At 59.4% G+C, this 16,039-nt stretch carries 12 protein-coding genes; 3 read left to right on the plus strand and 9 right to left on the minus strand.

Annotation, left to right across the window (positions count from 1 at the left end; genetic code table 11):
• The first annotated feature begins 31 nt into the window (after nt 1–31).
• Both ACIOMO_RS14655 and ACIOMO_RS14660 read left to right on the plus strand, forming a co-directional pair.
• Nucleotides 32–922, plus strand: a complete 891-nt coding sequence (locus tag ACIOMO_RS14655; protein WP_159811570.1) for an ATP-binding protein — start codon at nt 32–34, stop codon at nt 920–922.
• Nucleotides 919–1,401 carry a GAF domain-containing protein gene (locus ACIOMO_RS14660; protein ID WP_159811571.1) on the plus strand — a complete coding sequence of 161 codons (483 nt, stop codon included), beginning with the start codon at nt 919–921 and terminating at the stop codon, nt 1,399–1,401. Before ACIOMO_RS14655 ends, ACIOMO_RS14660 begins: the two co-directional genes overlap by 4 nt.
• On the opposite strand, the gene ACIOMO_RS14665 is transcribed toward ACIOMO_RS14660, so the two are convergent.
• The 8 genes from ACIOMO_RS14665 to ACIOMO_RS14700 form a co-directional block, all read right to left on the minus strand.
• Nucleotides 1,402–4,347 carry an HD domain-containing phosphohydrolase gene (locus ACIOMO_RS14665; RefSeq protein WP_401241560.1) on the minus strand — a complete coding sequence of 982 codons (2,946 nt, stop codon included), beginning with the start codon at nt 4,345–4,347 and terminating at the stop codon, nt 1,402–1,404.
• A gap of 48 nt (nt 4,348–4,395) precedes the next feature.
• Nucleotides 4,396–8,040: a transporter substrate-binding domain-containing protein gene (locus ACIOMO_RS14670; RefSeq protein WP_401241563.1), complete on the minus strand. Its 3,645-nt coding sequence runs from the start codon at nt 8,038–8,040 to the stop codon at nt 4,396–4,398.
• Between the two features lie 8 nt (nt 8,041–8,048).
• Nucleotides 8,049–8,675 carry a response regulator transcription factor gene (locus ACIOMO_RS14675; RefSeq protein ID WP_053122385.1) on the minus strand — a complete coding sequence of 209 codons (627 nt, stop codon included), beginning with the start codon at nt 8,673–8,675 and terminating at the stop codon, nt 8,049–8,051.
• A 329-nt stretch (nt 8,676–9,004) separates the two neighbouring features.
• Complete coding sequence (locus tag ACIOMO_RS14680) at nt 9,005–10,333, minus strand: deoxyguanosinetriphosphate triphosphohydrolase (RefSeq protein ID WP_053122321.1); 1,329 nt, start codon at nt 10,331–10,333, stop codon at nt 9,005–9,007.
• 69 nt (nt 10,334–10,402) lie between these two features.
• The gene (locus ACIOMO_RS14685; RefSeq protein WP_400751736.1) at nt 10,403–11,566 is read right to left on the minus strand and encodes an EAL domain-containing protein; all 1,164 of its coding nucleotides are present in this window, start codon (nt 11,564–11,566) and stop codon (nt 10,403–10,405) included.
• A gap of 123 nt (nt 11,567–11,689) precedes the next feature.
• Nucleotides 11,690–12,028 (minus strand): hypothetical protein, encoded by a 339-nt coding sequence (locus tag ACIOMO_RS14690; protein WP_401241567.1) that lies wholly within the window; start codon nt 12,026–12,028, stop codon nt 11,690–11,692.
• On the minus strand, nt 12,025–12,411 hold the full coding sequence (locus tag ACIOMO_RS14695; protein WP_008079909.1) for a phage holin family protein: 387 nt from the start codon (nt 12,409–12,411) through the stop codon (nt 12,025–12,027). The genes ACIOMO_RS14690 and ACIOMO_RS14695 overlap by 4 nt, the downstream gene beginning before the upstream one ends.
• 2 nt (nt 12,412–12,413) lie before the next feature.
• Nucleotides 12,414–12,728 (minus strand): YqjD family protein, encoded by a 315-nt coding sequence (locus ACIOMO_RS14700; protein ID WP_053122315.1) that lies wholly within the window; start codon nt 12,726–12,728, stop codon nt 12,414–12,416.
• Between the two features lie 307 nt (nt 12,729–13,035).
• Here ACIOMO_RS14700 and ACIOMO_RS14705 point away from each other — a divergent pair, with 307 nt between their 5' ends.
• Entirely contained in the window at nt 13,036–14,244 is a 1,209-nt protein-coding gene (locus ACIOMO_RS14705; RefSeq protein ID WP_401241570.1) for an ammonium transporter, read from the plus strand.
• Here ACIOMO_RS14705 and ACIOMO_RS14710 read toward each other — a convergent pair.
• The gene (locus ACIOMO_RS14710) at nt 14,241–15,953 is read right to left on the minus strand and encodes a monovalent cation:proton antiporter-2 (CPA2) family protein (protein ID WP_159811578.1); all 1,713 of its coding nucleotides are present in this window, start codon (nt 15,951–15,953) and stop codon (nt 14,241–14,243) included. The genes ACIOMO_RS14705 and ACIOMO_RS14710 overlap by 4 nt on opposite strands.
• Nucleotides 15,954–16,039: the final 86 nt, after the last annotated feature.

A 16,039-nucleotide genomic window follows, 5' to 3' on the forward strand; every position in this document is an offset into this window, starting at 1 on the left:
TCATCACTGTGAACGAGCCCGAGGAAAAGACGTGGATTCCCGATTGAATGCTTTTCTTGAACGCGCCGAGTCGGTTCTGGCGCGGATCGAACCCTTGTTGCCGGCACCGCGTCCGGTGATCGACTGGAACACTTGCCTGGCCGCGCGCTGGCAGCGTGACGGGCGCAGCGGTTATTTGCTGCCGCTGGAAGTCAGCCTCGACATGCGTCTGTCCGACCTGATCGGCGTCGACCGTCAGCTCGATCAACTGGGCCGCAACACCCAGCAATTTCTCGACGGCATGCCGGCCAACCACGCCTTGTTGTGGGGCTCGCGTGGCACTGGTAAATCGTCGCTGGTGCGCGCACTGCTGGCGGAACACGCCGCAGCCGGCCTGCGTTTGATCGAGATCGAACGCGATCATCTGGCCGACCTGCCGCGCGTGGTCGAGCAGATCGGCAAGCTGCCACAGCGCTTTGTGTTGTTCTGCGATGACTTGTCGTTCGAGTCCGGCGAAGGCGATTACCGCGTGCTGAAAAGCGTGCTGGACGGCTCGCTGGAACAGGCGCCGGACAACGTTTTGCTGTACGCCACCTCCAACCGTCGCCACCTGGTGCCGGAGAAGGAAAGCGACAACGAAAACTGGAAACGCGTCGATGGCGAGTTGCACCCAAGCGAAGCGGTGGAGGACAAGATTGCTCTGTCGGATCGCTTTGGCCTGTGGCTGTCTTTCTACCCATTCACCCAAGAACACTTCCTCGACGTCGTTGAACACTGGATCGGCCAGTTGGCAGCCAAGGCCAATCTGAGCTGGCAGCGCGACGAAGAGCTGGACATCCTCGCCGTGCGTTGGGCCACCGGCCGCGGCAATCGCAACGGACGTTGCGCGTACCAATTCGCCCGCTACTGGGTGGGACTGAAATTGTTGGAGCACAAGGCATGATTGATTTGCAACAAAGCGGCCAGGGTCTCGAAGGCTATGGCATGTTGGCCGCGCAACTGGAATCGCTGCTGGCGGACGAACGCGATTTCATCGCCAACGCCGCGCAGTTTTCGGCGTTCCTGTTTAACCAGCTCGATGACCTGAACTGGGCGGGTTTCTACCTCAACCGCAACGAAGAGCTGGTGCTCGGCCCGTTTCAAGGGCAGATCGCTTGCGTGCGCATTCCGTTTGGTCGCGGTGTCTGCGGTGCAGCGGCGGCAACCTTGCAGACGCAGCGAGTCGAAGACGTTCACGCGTTTCCCGGCCATATCGCTTGCGACAGTGCGTCGAACAGTGAACTGGTCGTGCCGTTGGTCAAGGACGGCCGCCTGATTGGCGTGCTTGACCTCGACAGCCCGAAGCTGGCGCGTTTTGGCGCTGACGATCAGGCTGGCATCGAGCAACTGGCGGCGATTTTCCTGCGCCTGACCGACTGCTGATCATGCGCTGACGCCAGCCTTGCGGAGCAGGCTGGCGGGATCCACCGCATCGATCTGCTGCGGATCAAGAAAGCGCGTGGCGTACTGCAAATACACGCCTTCGTTGATGAACAGGCCGAACAGCTCAGGATCAATGTGCGACTCGTGGCTCATCGTCGCCATGATATTCAGCGCCTCGCTCAAGGATTTGGCCTTTTTGTAAGGCCTATCTGCCGCCGTCAGTGCCTCGAAAATATCGGCAATCGCCATCATCCGTGCCGGCAGGCTCATTTCTTCGCGTTTCAGACGTTTCGGGTAACCGGTGCCGTCCATTTTTTCATGATGGCCGCCGGCGATTTCGGCGACGCTGTCCAGGTGCCCGGGGAAGGGCAGGTGGCTGAGCATCAGGATCGTCTGCACCATGTGATGGTTGATGATGTAGCGTTCTTCGCGGGTCAGCGTGCCGCGGGTGATGCTCAGGTTATATAACTCGCCACGATTGTATTTGTAGCGCGGCACGTCGAGTTTGAACCCCCACGGATTGTCTTCCGGAATCAGTTCGCTGTCGGCGCGTTCGAGCAAGTGTTCGGGCTTGTCCGCCAGCAGTTTTTCCCGCACGGGCAGAGTCGGCGCCGAGGTTCGCGACTGGCGACGGTTTTCTTCCCATGACACACCCAAACGATCGTCGAGCGTGCGCATCCATGTGCGCTGGCCCAGCTCATTCAGTCGTTGCAGATCCGCTTCGGCCATCGCCTCACTGCCCAGATTACAGCGGGCGACGAAGGCGAAATCTTCATCGAGTGCCAACAACGTGGTGTCGCGCAAAACGCTGAGCTGTTCTTCGTTACCACCCATGGCCAGTGCTTGCCAGTAGCTGATCCAGGCATCGCGTTTGAGCACCTCAAAGCGCGTGCGAATCTCATGGATACGGTCGTTGATGGTCTCCAGTTTGGTGGCCTTGTCGACTACGTATTCAGGCGTGGTGACCTTGCCGCAATCGTGCAGCCACGCGGCAATGTGCAGCGCCTCCCATTCATCTTCGCTGGGTTGATAGGCCTTGAAGGCTGGGGCGTGACTGGCTGCCGCCGCATGAGCGAGCATCAGAGTCAGTTCCGGCACGCGCTGGCAATGGCCGCCGGTGTAGGGACTTTTTGCATCGATGGCGCCGGCCAGCAATTGAATGAAGGCGTCCAGCAGTTGTTTCTGTTTGGCCTGCAACCGTTGGCTTTCGATGCTCACCGCGGCGGCGCCGGACACGGCCTGGAGAAAGGCGATGCGATCCGGTCGCAGTTTTTCCAGGTCGGCGGACGTGCCGCTGTCGTTCACCAGCAAGATCAGCAGGCCGATGGTTTCGTTGTGGCGGTTGCGCAGGCGAATGCCGATCAGGTGCACGCGCGGCGAAGCCATCGCGAGCAAGACTTTTTGCAGGTCGCCGGCCTGTTCGAAACCGAGGTTGCTCACCACGTTGTCGGCGTGTGCCAGTTGCTGAAACCATGCCGGACCTTGATGTGCCTGCAGGTCGTGGCCCTGAATAGCGAAATCTTCGAGGGTTTGCGCAGTGCCGTCGATGACCACCCCGTAAGGTTCCATGCGGTTGCCGTCGCTTTCGCGCAGGTAGATCAGGCCTGCCTGAGCCTGGGCGATCTGCACGGTTTCGAACAGCACTCGCTGTAACAGCGGCGCGAATCGGGTTTCGGCACAAAGGCTGTCGGTGATGCGGAAGAAACTCGCCAGCGTGTCTTTCATTCGCGCCATCGACACACTCAACTGATCGACTTCCAGCACCGGTGAGCGTCGGGTCAGGGGGAAATTGAAATCAAAACTGCGGATCGCGTCAGCTTCCTTGACCAGCGCGTGCAGGGGTTTGACCAGAATTCGTGAGATCAACCAGCCCAGCGGCAGGCACAGCAATAACGTCGCGAGGGTAATCAGCGCACCTTGCCAGCGCATGCGATAGGCGTCGACCAACAGTTCGTCCTCTGGCACCAGCAAGGCCAATTGCAAACCTCGTGGCCCACCTTCCTGCATGCTGCTGCGGGCGACGATCCATTGGCGACCTTCGGATTCCAGGCGATTGCCTTTGTGCGCGCCGGACAGCAACGCATGCAATTGCGGACTGAGATCAGTCACCTTGGCCAGCCGTGCGGTGCGATCGTCGACGATCAGACGACTGCTGTCGGGGTAGGCCACGGCATTGCCGTCAGCATCGAACAAGGCGATTTCGGTGGCCGGGGTGACCACGTGTTTGGTCAGCGTCGCGGAGAGCGCTTCCAGCGTCAGGTCGGCGCCAATCACGGCGTTTTCGCCACTGCGCCGGGCGAGGGTGGTGCCGACATTGTGGGTGGAGAAAAATACGTAGGGTTCGGTGGTGATTTGCTCGGCCTGCTGTCGGGCGCTGGTAAACCAGGCGCGGTTACGCGGGTCATAAAGGTCTTCGGGGTTGTCCTGTCGGCTGATCGGCGTGAGCGATTGATCAAAGAACAGCGATTGCGACCGTGGCGGGCCATCGGCACCGTGCTCAATGCTCCAGACCTGAAACGCTGCGGCCTCCGGTGCTTTGAGCAGGGTTTTCAAAGCACCATTGCGCAACGGTCGCACCATGAAGAAGTCACCGTTTGCATAACCCAGATACAGCGAGGCCAGATCCGGATTGTCCGTCAGTGACTGGCTGAATGGCCTGAGCAAAGGCAGGCGCTGATCCAGCGCCAAGGCCTGTGTGGCTGGGTTGTCTGCCAGCAGGCTGAGCAGATGGCGAATCGGCTGATAGGTGGCGTGCAGGTCGACGCGTACATCCTGTTCGATGCGGTTGAACAGTTTTTCGCTGCTCGAGAGGATGATTTGCGTGGTCTGTCGGTAATTGAACAGCCCCAGGATCACCCCGGTAAGCAGCAACAGAAATGTGAACATGACGCTGATGTGCACATGCAAGGGAAACCGGCGTTGTTCCGGGCGCAGTGGGCTGGGCATTTCTGGCTCTCCAAAAGATTTAACTCACTGCTCAGCGCCCAAGCATAGTTAAGGCACAGTCATTTTGCCTTGGTCGGCCAGTGCCAATTGTTGCTGCAACGCCTGCTCCAGTTCGAGCATCACCTGATTGCTCGCCGCACAGCGCCGCGCAATCTCGTCTGCCGACATTGACTGGTTGCAGGCTTGTTCCAGTGCGTCGCAGCATTCGATCACTCGCGAAGCCTGTGCAATGCGTGCCGCGCCTTTGATCTTGTGGGCGACCAGCGCCAATGCCTGGCAGTCGTTCTGCGGCGACAACGCGAGTAATTCTTCACGATCGAGGCGGCTGCTTTTGAGCAACTCGGCCAACAATCGCCGACCCTGTGCAGGGTTGCCACCGGTCAGCAAGTTCAGGCTTTGCAGGTTGAATGCCGGCGATTGAGGGGCCGGGGTGATGCCGTCCACCCAGTGGCTCAGTTGGCTCAGGCTCAAGGGTTTGAACAGGCAGTCGTCCATCCCGGCCTGCTTACAGCGCAGGATTTCCTCGGGTTGAGCATTGGCGGTGAAACCCAGCACCGTGCACGGCGGGCTGTGGTTCTGCTGCTCATGCAGGCGTATCGCGCGGGTCAGGTCATAGCCATTCATCAACGGCATGTTGCAGTCGGCGATCACCAGATCGAATTGACCTGCTTTCCACATGTCCAGTCCGCTGCTGCCGTTTTCGGCGAGGCTGCACTGGTGCCCCAGAAACTCCAGTTGCTGACACATCAGCAGACGATTGGCCGGGTGATCATCCACCACCAATACGTTGAGTGGGGCGAGTGATGCCTTGATCGGCGGCTCGGCTTTGCGGGTGATCACTTCGGCGGGAAATGTTTCCAATGGCAGGGAAATACACACCTGAGTGCCGATCCCGGGATGGCTGCTCAACTGCAGTTTTCCGCCCATCATTTCGCACAGGCTGCGACTGATCACCAGACCCAGACCCGCGCCACTGCGGGCTTGCTGAGCGCTGTTCTCCGCTTGGGCAAAAGGCTCGAACAGACGCTGCTGATCTTCGGCGCTGATGCCGACGCCACTGTCTTGAACGGTCAGTTGCATCAATGAACGCGCCGGATCGTCGGTTTTCATCAGATCGAGAGTGATCCTGATTTGTCCGTGCTCGGTGAACTTGATCGCGTTGCTGATCAGGTTGGACAGCACTTGCTTGAACCGCAGCGGATCCAGTTGCACGTCGACCGCCAGTTGCGGCGGGTTGAACGTCATGTGCAGTGACAGGTTTTTTTGCCGCGCCAGACCATCGAAGATGCGCGTAACAGACGCCACCGTTTCGACCAGGTTGACCCGCTCCGGGCTCAGGCTCAGGCGCCCGGATTCGATTCGCGCGATATCCAGAATATCGCCGATCAGACCCAGCAGATCCTTGGCCGAATGGTAGGCGGTGTCGATCGATGAGCGATCGGGGTGCTGCTGATCCATGCGTTTGAGCGTCAGTTCGAGCATGCCGATGACCGCATTCATTGGCGTGCGGATCTCGTGGCTCATCGTCGCCAGAAAGGTACTTTTCGCACGATTCGCATCGTCGGCCTGCTCTTTGGCCGTGCGCAGTTCCTCGAACAGCTGGCGGCGTTCGCTGATGTCGATCCAGCCGCCGATGATGCCTTGCACGTCTGCGCTAGAGTCACGATAGGGCAGGATCCAGTGATAGATCGTCAGCCGCCGATTGCCGATGTGCAAGGGACGGTCGAGCACCAGCGGCTTGCCTTGGGCGATGACTCGCTGATAATCCGCCTGGAATGCCTGGGCTTCGAAGGCGTTGCTCAGCGTGCCCTGCATGACGCTTTTGCCGATCACGTCTTCTCGTTTGGCGTTGAAGGCTTCGAGGTAGCTGTCATTGCAGCTTTGCAACAGTCCTTGCCGGTCACGCACGTAGATCGGATGCGGCGTGCCGTTGACCAGTGAACGCATGAATTCGAACTGGTCGTTGAGCGCCCGTTCAGCGGCTTTGCGCTGGTTGATCTGGCGGCGCATATAAGCGTTCCACGCCAGCAACAACAGCAGAACCACGCCGGCAGCCCCGATGACTTGATAGAACAGGCGTTGATAATTGCGCCAGGTGTTCTGCGAGGCCGAGGTGTAGCCGCGCCAGCGACCATTGATCACACCCAGTTCTTCGGGTGCGATGCTCAGCAGTGCTTTGTTGATGATCGAACTCAGCTCGGTATTATCGCGCGCCGTGGCCAGAGAAAAGGCAGCCTGACCAGTGCCGATGGTGGTGGTGATCTGCAGCGCCCGCTCGAAAATCCGCGAAGAGATGAAGTAGTTGGCGATCACCAGAGAATTCACCGCGCCTTCAACATGACCTTCGGCCAGCAGCGAAACCGCGCTGAAGGTGTCCGGTGTCTCGATCAACTGGATGCGTGGAAATTCGCGGCGCAGGTACTCGACCATTGGATTGCCTTGCGCAATCGCGATCGGTTTGTCTTTGAGCTGGCCCAGATTGGTCGGGCTGCCCGCACTCTTGCGGGTCAGCAGGACGTAAGAGTTTTCCAGATAAGGGCGACTGAAAGTCAGGGTCTCTTCGCGCTCGGCGGTCGGCAGAAGCGCGGCGATGAGGTCGGCCTGGTGGTTGTCGATCTGTTTGACCATTTCGGCATCATTGCGGCTGCGGCGGATGTCGAAACGCAGGCCGGTACGCAGACGGATCAGCTCCAGCAGGTCGGCGCTGATGCCGCGAAAATTGCCATCGCCGTCGAAGAACGTCAGCGGCGCGTAAGCCTCGTTGACCAGTACGCTGACCACGGGATGCTGCTTGAGCCAGGCCTCTTCGCGGCGGGTCAGTTGCAGTTTCTGGTCGGTCAGCAACATGTCGCTGCCGGCGCTCCAGCGTTTGGCGATGTTCTCGCGCGCACTGCGCGGTACCGCTTTGAGTACCGTGTTGATGACGTCCAGCAAATGCGGATTGTTGCGGCGCACGGCGAAGCTGAACCCTTGGGCTTCCTGTTTGCCGAAGTTGGCCATGCGCACGTTGTTGAGGTAACCCTTGTTGATCATGTAGTGCGTGGACAGGGTGTCGCCGAGAAAGACATCGGCCTGGTCGAATGCCACCGCGTTAATTGCGTTCTGGTACGACGGATAGCAGGTGATCAGCGCTTTGGGGTACAGCGCCTTGACCTCGGCCAGCGGTAGATAGTGATAAACCATGCTCAAACGCAGGCCGGCCAGCCCTTCGCTCAGGGAGCGGGTTTCGCCTTCGCGTGTCACCAGCACCGGTTGGTCGACCGCATAGGGCTCGGACAGAGCCAGATTGGCGTTGCCGGCTTCGTAGCCGTTCGCCGTTCCGAGCAGATCGACCTGGCCGTCCAGCAATGCGCGAATGGCGGCATCCCGCGAGGGGAATCGTTGAATGCGGATCGGCAGGCCGGTGGCTTCGCTGAGGAAACCGGCGTAGTCGGCAGTCAGGCCTTCATAATCGCGGCCACTGACGGTCATGTCGAACGGCGGGTAATCCGGTGCCGAGGTGCCCAGCACCAGTTCGCTGCGGGTGTGCAACCACTGTCGTTGCGACGCCTCGAAGGTGACCGATAACGATTCGCCGGTCGTGCGACTGAATAAGGCATACACCGGTGATTCGCCAACCATGGCGAACACGTTTGAGCTCAGCAACAGGCTTGCACTCAACGCTATTAAATAGTCCTTTAAACGACTGGGCATGCGGGCTCTCACACGAGTGCGTTACGTTTGGCCATTTCGATTAGTTCAACAAGGGATTTGGCTTTGAGTTTTTGCATTAAGCGTTTTTTGTAAGTGCTCACGGTTTTGTTGCTGAGAAACATGCCTTTGGCAATTTCCTTGTTAGTCCGTCCTTGGGCAAATAGTTGTAACACCATGAGTTCGCGGTCGTTGACCGATTTGAATAATTCAAGTTCAGCATAACGAATGTCATCGCTACGTACAGGATTCAATGCCTGACTTGGGAAATAGTTGTAACCGGAAAGTACTGCCTTGATTGCACTGACCAGTTCACTCAAGTCTTCCTGCTTGCACACGTAACCCGAAGCGCCGGACTGCATGCAGCGAATGCCGAACAAGGTCGGGCACTGGGCGGTGAGCACCAGGGTTTTCAGGCAGGAACCCATGGCGTTGAAGCGGGCCAGCACTTCGAGCCCGTCGAGCTTGGGGATGCTGATGTCAAGGATGATCAGGTCAGGCATGCACTCGCGCACCATTTGCATGGCATCGACCCCATTATCGGTTTCGCCGACGACCTTATAGCCTTCATGTTCCAGCAGCATGCGAACGGCAAGACGGATGACCGGGTGATCGTCGACAATAAAAACGGAGTTCATAATCAAATCCCATACAAGCACGAATAAAGCGCGCACCTTAGCTCAGATGTATGAACGCTCGTATGAGCGAGCATGGCTCTAGGTGCGTTATAGGATAATTCCTACAATTACTTGGGAATGGGACTACGGGTGATTAGGTTTGACGTAAGGAAGGGCTATTTCAAATGTCGCGGGTTTGCGCAGAGTGTTTTGCAAGTGCGGGTCGCAACTGGGGTTTTATAGTGTGTTTAATATTTGTTTGAATTACGCCGCAAAAGAGGGTGCATCATAGCTAGCAGAGACCTTCGATAATGATTACACCCGACCGGCGCCGGTCGGGTGCAAACGGATCAATGACTGGAGCGTCCGGTCATTTCCAGTGCCATGTCGCTGGCGTAGCTGTCGGTCATGCCGGCGATGAAATCGATCATGCGCAGAAACGAGCTGTGTAACGACGCCTGTGGATCCGGCGCGTTATTGCCCAACAAGTCGAGGATGCGGCGGCTTTTGAACGACGGCGTGCGGCCATTGTGTTGTTCCAGCGCGGCGCCACAGAACGAGTTGAGGAGGATTTCCAGCGTGGTGTACGCGCCGATTTCATGCAGGGTTTTGCGCTTGTCCTGAAAGATCTTTTTGCGCGCAATGTCCTTGGCGTTCAACACGCAACGTTTGGCCGGACCGTGCATGTGTTCCACCAGATCGCCGTGCAAGGTGCCGGCGAGGAGGGCGTCTTGCTGTTCGACGAAGGCTCGCGCCGCCGCGTTTGTCAGGTGTTCGATGGCTTTGCCGCGCAGGATAGCCAGTTTGCGCCGACGTGAATCCTGCGGGCCGAGCTGGCGATAGGTTTCCGGCAGGTCGTCACCGACCAGACCGAGCAGCAGCGATTCGACCTCGGCGTACTCCAGCAGCTCCATCTCGAGGCCGTCTTCGAGGTCGATCAGCGCGTAGCAGATGTCGTCGGCGGCTTCCATCAGATACACCAATGGATGACGCGCCCAGCGCTGGTCTTCGATTTGCGGCAGACCTAGCTTATGAGCGATCTGCTCGAGCAGCGGCAATTCGCTCTGGTAGCAGCCGAACTTGTGCTTTTTGTAACCGAGGGAATCGGCGTGACGCGCAGTCCACGGGTACTTCAGGTAGGTGCCGAGGGTGGCGTAGGTCAGACGCGTACCACCGTCGAACTGGTGGTATTCCAGTTGCGTGAGCACGCGGAAACCCTGGGCGTTGCCTTCGAAATTGAGGAAGTCTCCGCGCTCGGCCTCGCTCATGCCATCGAGCCAGCCACGTCCGGCGGCCTGTTGGAACCAGTGACGAATCGCATCTTCGCCGGAATGGCCGAACGGCGGATTACCGATGTCGTGAGCCAGACACGCCGATTGCACGACCATACCGAGGTCAGCGGGGTCGCACCATTCCGGCAAAGCACTGCGCAAGGTTTCGCCGACGCGCATGCCCAGCGAGCGGCCGACACAACTGACTTCCAGCGAGTGGGTCAGGCGCGTGTGAATGTGATCGTTGCTGGTGACCGGGTGCACTTGCGTCTTGCGGCCCAGGCGACGAAACGCGCCGGAGAAAATAATGCGGTCATGGTCTTTGTGAAAAGGGCTGCGGCCGAGTTCTTGCGGGCTGTGCAGCGGCTTTCCGAGGCGTTCGCGGTTGAGCAGGGTCTGCCAATCCAAGGCTGATTCTCTCCGTCTGGATAACTGATGCCCTAGCTTCCCGGTTCAGCCCCGTGCCTGCAAGCGGAACTACAGTCCCGCTGCATCAATGTCGATCAGCAGCAGTCGTTCACCGTTGTCGAAAAACTGTCCGGCGGTGAGGCAGTACTGGTTGCTGGTGGCATCGCGGTAGGTGTTCGACAGGGTCAGACGGCGTTCTTCCCAGCCTTCGGCGAGCAGATGATAGAAGTACGGGCGCCACGACCAGTTGTGTCCCAGATAGCGGTTGTCGGCGAACCAGCCGTTCTGCCGCCATTCCAGATTGGGCGTCAGTTGTGTGCCGTGGCGGTCGCATTGGTAAAACCGCAGCAGCCACGGAAAGGCATCCAGTTGCGGCAATGCAGTCAAGGGCGCGCGGGCCTGAGCCCAGGTTTGCAGGATCGTCATCAGTTCGCTGAGTTGCTGGCGCATCTGCATCAATCGCCCGCGTTCGTTGAGTTTCTGCCGGACGTAGCGTTGGCGAAGTTCAGCGAAACGTTGCACAAACGCATCGGCGGGGAAGAAGTCTTGCTGGGCACGTGCGAACAGAAAACCTTGCACGTAGCGCGAGCCGCACTCCAGGGCAAAGTTCAGCTGCGCTTCGGTCTCGACACCTTCGGCGATGATCCAGCAGCCTGTCTTTTCTGCCATCTGTGCCAGCGCTTTGACCACGTCACTGCTGGGCCCGCCCAACGCGGCCGCCTGGAACAGGCGCATGTCGAGTTTGAGGATGTCTGGCTGCAAGGCCAGCACTCGATCAAGCTGCGAATAACCCGCGCCAAAGTCATCAATGGCGATTCTCGCTCCGGCCTGACGATAGCGCGCGACCACTTCGGCCAGGCGTTGGCTATTGCCGCCCAATTCGGTGATTTCGAAAACGATGCGCTGCGGATCGACGCCATGCCGGGCCAGTTGCTTGAGGCTGGGCAAGGCTTGGTCGGGGCGCAGACGACTGATCCAGCGTGGCGACATGTTCAGGCTGAGAAACCAGTCTGCCGGCGCTTCATGCAGACGGCTCAAGGCGTTGTCACGGATCTGCCGGTCGAGGCGGCGCAGGCCGATGGCCGGCACGCGCGGGTCGGCGAAAAGCGGCCCGACCGAATTCAGTTGTCCATCAGCCTGACGCAGGCGGCCCAATGCTTCAACGCCGGCAATGCGTCCGGTGGCAGTATCGATAAAAGGCTGAAAGCAAGCGAGCGGTTGCCCGTCGATCACGGGGCCTCCTTAGTCGTTCTTGTTCTGGTTGAACCCTGCCGACCGGGTAGGCGTGCAGGATTGAACCTCTGGATAAGAGGTTCATCCCGCCGGTGTTGCAAGAATGTAGCCAGATGCGTCAGTTCAGCGTTTGCCAGAGCTTTGCATGACCAGTCTGATCAATGGCCCAAGGCTGGTGCCGAGACGGATCAGACGGGTCAGACCACCGACGCCGCCGCTTTTCGCGCCCTTCCCGGTGATGAAGCCCAGTAGCGTTACCGCCGCCACGCCCCACAACGGCGCGTGTTTGATGCCGAAGCCGCCTTGCAGATTTTGCGTCATGCCGCGCATGCGCTGCAGGGGTTGCATCACTTGTGCGGTTTCGTGGCGGATTTCCTGACGGTGCATTTCCATGCGCAGACGGATCAGTGCCTTGCGCATTTCCCGTCGAGAACCATTGTGCGGAAGTTGAGGCAGGCTCATGGCAGCAGGCGCTCCCGGTCGTTGGCCAGCTCTTCGAGCGTGCCGTGGAAAGGCGAGGACTCATCGAAGATCGCGGCCTTCAGGCGCAACCCGCAGAAGATCGAGGCCAGGGTGTAAAAGACGCACAGGCCAATGATCGCGGCAAGACGATAGGTGTCCCAGAAGATGATCATCACCAGCGTCGATAAACCCACCAGCAACAACAGGGCAAAGACCAGCGCCAGGCCTGCGAACAGCAACAGGCTGACGGTACGTGATTTCTGCTCCTGCAATTCGATGCCGAACAATTCGACATGGCTGTGCAGCAGACCGAGAACGGCGGCGCCCAGACGCCGCGTGGAGGAGGCGGTGCCCGCTGTCGGGCCGGATTCACCGATCGACATGATCAGCGCCGAGTGGCCAGCAGGCCAATAAGGAAGCCGACGCCAGCGGCGATCCCCACCGATTGCCAAGGGTTGGCCGACACGTAGTCTTCGGTAGCGGAAACCGCTGCCTGACCGCGTTCGCGCAGGGTGTCTTCGGTCAGCTTCAGGGTCTCGCGGGCGCGCAACAGGCTGTCGTGGATCTGCTCACGCAGTTCATCTGCCTGATCGCCGGCCAGGGTGGCGGTGTGCTCGAGCAACCGTTCGGTGTCGGCGACCAGTGTCTGGAAGTCGTTCATCAGGATTTCTTGAGCAGTCTTTGCCTTGATGCTGGCCATGGGTGGATCTCCGTAGTTGGCTTTCTGATGCGTTCGAGTATGAGCCTTGCGCGAAGGTTCAGTACAAATGACTGGTACAACTTTTGCTATCTCGTGGTGCGTGGCCCGGTCGCTGTGCGCTGTTGCCGGGCGTACGCGCTGGAAAACCTTAACTCAAATAATCCCGGTACGTGTCAGGACATCGACCTCGTGCGCCAAAGCAGTTCACTGGACAAATCCCTTCAGTGACTGCGTGGTCGCAACTTGGTGCATGAAATGCCCGCATGAACCGCTTTGGTGCCTTTTTCGCCTTTAGGTCTGCCTGCTTATGGAAAATCTGCAAAGCGCTGTGGACACCCTGGTGCACAGCTCCAACACCTTGTTCATTTTGATCGGTGCAGTGATGGTGCTGGCGATGCACGCCGGTTTCGCCTTTCTGGAAGTCGGTACGGTTCGCCAGAAAAACCAGGTCAACGCCTTGGCGAAAATCCTCAGCGATTTCGCCGTCTCGACCCTGGCCTATTTCTTTATAGGCTATTGGCTCTCTTACGGCGTGACCTTCATGCAACCGGCGGCGGTACTCAACGCTGATCACGGTTATGGCTTGGTGAAGTTTTTCTTCCTGCTGACCTTCGCGGCGGCGATCCCGGCGATCATTTCCGGTGGCATTGCCGAGCGCGCGCGCTTCGTTCCGCAGTTGTGCGCGACGGCACTGATCGTGGCGTTCATCTATCCGTTTTTCGAAGGGATGATCTGGAACGGTAACTATGGCCTGCAAGCGTGGCTGACGGCGCAGTTCGGCGCGCCGTTCCATGACTTCGCCGGTTCCGTGGTGGTGCATGCGATGGGCGGCTGGCTGGCGCTGGCGGCGGTGTTGTTGCTCGGCCCGCGCAATGGACGTTATCGCGATGGACGCTTGGTGGCGTTTGCACCGTCGAGCATTCCGTTTCTCGCGCTGGGCTCGTGGATTCTGATTGTCGGCTGGTTCGGCTTCAACGTGATGAGCGCGCAGACGCTGCAAGGCGTCAGTGGGCTGGTGGCAGTCAACTCGTTGATGGCGATGGTTGGCGGCACCATGGTGGCGTTGATCGTCGGGCGCAATGACCCGGGCTTCCTGCACAACGGCCCCTTGGCCGGGTTGGTGGCGATCTGCGCCGGTTCCGACTTGATGCACCCGGTGGGCGCATTGGTCACCGGCGCGATTGCCGGTGCACTGTTTGTCTGGTGCTTTACCGCCGCGCAGGTGAAATGGCGTATCGACGACGTGTTGGGTGTGTGGCCGTTGCATGGTTTGTGTGGCGTATGGGGCGGGATTGCCTGTGGCATCTTCGGCCAGACCGCGCTCGGTGGACTCGGCGGCGTCAGCCTGATCAGCCAGTTGCTCGGCAGCGCGCTCGGCGTTGCTGTGGCGCTGATCGGTGGCTTTGTCGTGTACGGCGCGATCAAGGCCTTGCACGGGCTGCGCCTGAGTCAGGAACAAGAGTATTACGGCGCCGATCTGTCGCTGCACAAGATTGGCGCGGTGAGTCAGGACTAGGCTTCTTCATCGTCGGCACCGGGATAAAAACCGTGCAACAGACGATAGCGGTCGATGCGCACTTGATCGACTTGTTCCTGCACCTGGTGTGCGGGCAGACCGAGCATGATCAAAGCGTGTGAGGCGAGCATCAGGCTCGACTCCAACAGCTCCGGCACCACCTCGGTGGCGCCGGCGGCTTTCAGTTCACTCCATTGGCTGTCGTCGCGGGTGCGCACCAGAATCGGTATGTGCGTGTTGAGTCGGCGCGCTTCTTTAAGAATGCCCAGGGCGACATCGCTTTGATCGACGGCGATCACCAGTAAACGGGCGCGCAACAGGCCGACGGCAGTAAGCAGATCACCGCGCGCGGAATCGCCATAATGTACGTCACTCTCGCCGGATGCCGCTTCCTGAACGCGCACCGGATCATTGTCCAAAGCAATGAATGGTTGCTTGGCATTGCGCATGAAGCGGCCAATGGATTGGCCGACGCGACCGTAACCACAGATCACCACGTGCTTGTCGAGGTCCGCGTTGAGCGCGCTGATCTCTTCGATCTGCGCTTCCTGATTGGGCTTGCGGTGCAGGGCGGCGGCGATGCGTGGTGCGGCGCGTAACAGCAGCGGCGTCAGCACCATCGAGCAGAACGTCGCCGCCAGCAGCAAGGCGCCGAGCCTTTCCGGCAGCAGACTGCTTTGCTGCATCTGCGCCATCAGCGCGAAGCAGAACTCGCCACCCTGCGCCAAGGCGAGACCGCTGCGCCACGCGGTTTCGCTATCGCTACCGCGCCACTTCACCAGCAGCGCGACGACGATCCCCTTGATCACCATCAAACCGACCGTGAGCCCGAGAATCAGCAAGCCATCGCTGACAAACAGTTGCAGGTCGATCAGCATGCCGATGCTGACGAAAAACACCCCGAGCAAGATGTCGCGGAATGGCCGTATATCGGCTTCGATCTGATGCCGGTAATGACTCTCGCCGAGCAACATGCCGGCGAGAAACGCGCCGAGGGCAGGGGACAAGCCGAGCAAGTGCGTCAGCCACGCCGTCAGCAGTACGATCACCAGCGCCAACAGCACGAACAATTCCGCGGAGCGCGAAGCCGCCACTTCATGAAATAGCCGTGGCAGCAACCAGCGACTGGCGAGCAGCAGACCGACAAACAGCACCACGGTTTTCGCCAGCGTCAGCGGCAGGGCCCAGTACCAGGCCTGTGCGCTGCTGCCGGCGAACACTGGCACCAGCGTCAGCAGCAAAACCGCCACCACGTCCTGAAACAGCAACACGCCGATCGCGTTCTGGCCGTGGCTGCTGAACACTTCACCGAGACTGCCGAGTTCCTTGGTGACAATCGCCGTGGACGACAACGACAGCCCGGCGCCGAGCAACAAAGCGGGCGTCACCGGCATGCCCAGCAAAATCAGGATCAGACCCAGAAGCGCGGTGCTGATCAGCACCTGCTGACTGCCCAGCCGGAATACCACTTGGCGCAACGCAATCATCTTCGACAGAGAAAATTCCAGCCCGAGCGAAAACAGCAGGAACACCACGCCCAATTCAGCCACGTCCGGCAGATGCTCACTCTCGTTGACCCAGTCGAACGCACTTGGCCCGACCAGCAAGCCCACGAATAGGTAACCCAGCACCGGTGGCAATCGCAGACGGCGGAACAGGGCAATCACCACGAGGGACGAGGCGAGGATGATCAACAGGTTGGCAAACACTAGACACTCCGATGTCAGGCTCTGGCTGTTCAAGCGTAGAGGCAAAAAGAGCGGGAGGATCACGTAATTGCGATTTCTGCGGACTG

The sequence above is a fragment of the Pseudomonas sp. NPDC087804 genome (assembly GCF_044742965.1).
GTDB lineage: Bacteria > Pseudomonadota > Gammaproteobacteria > Pseudomonadales > Pseudomonadaceae > Aquipseudomonas > Aquipseudomonas rustica.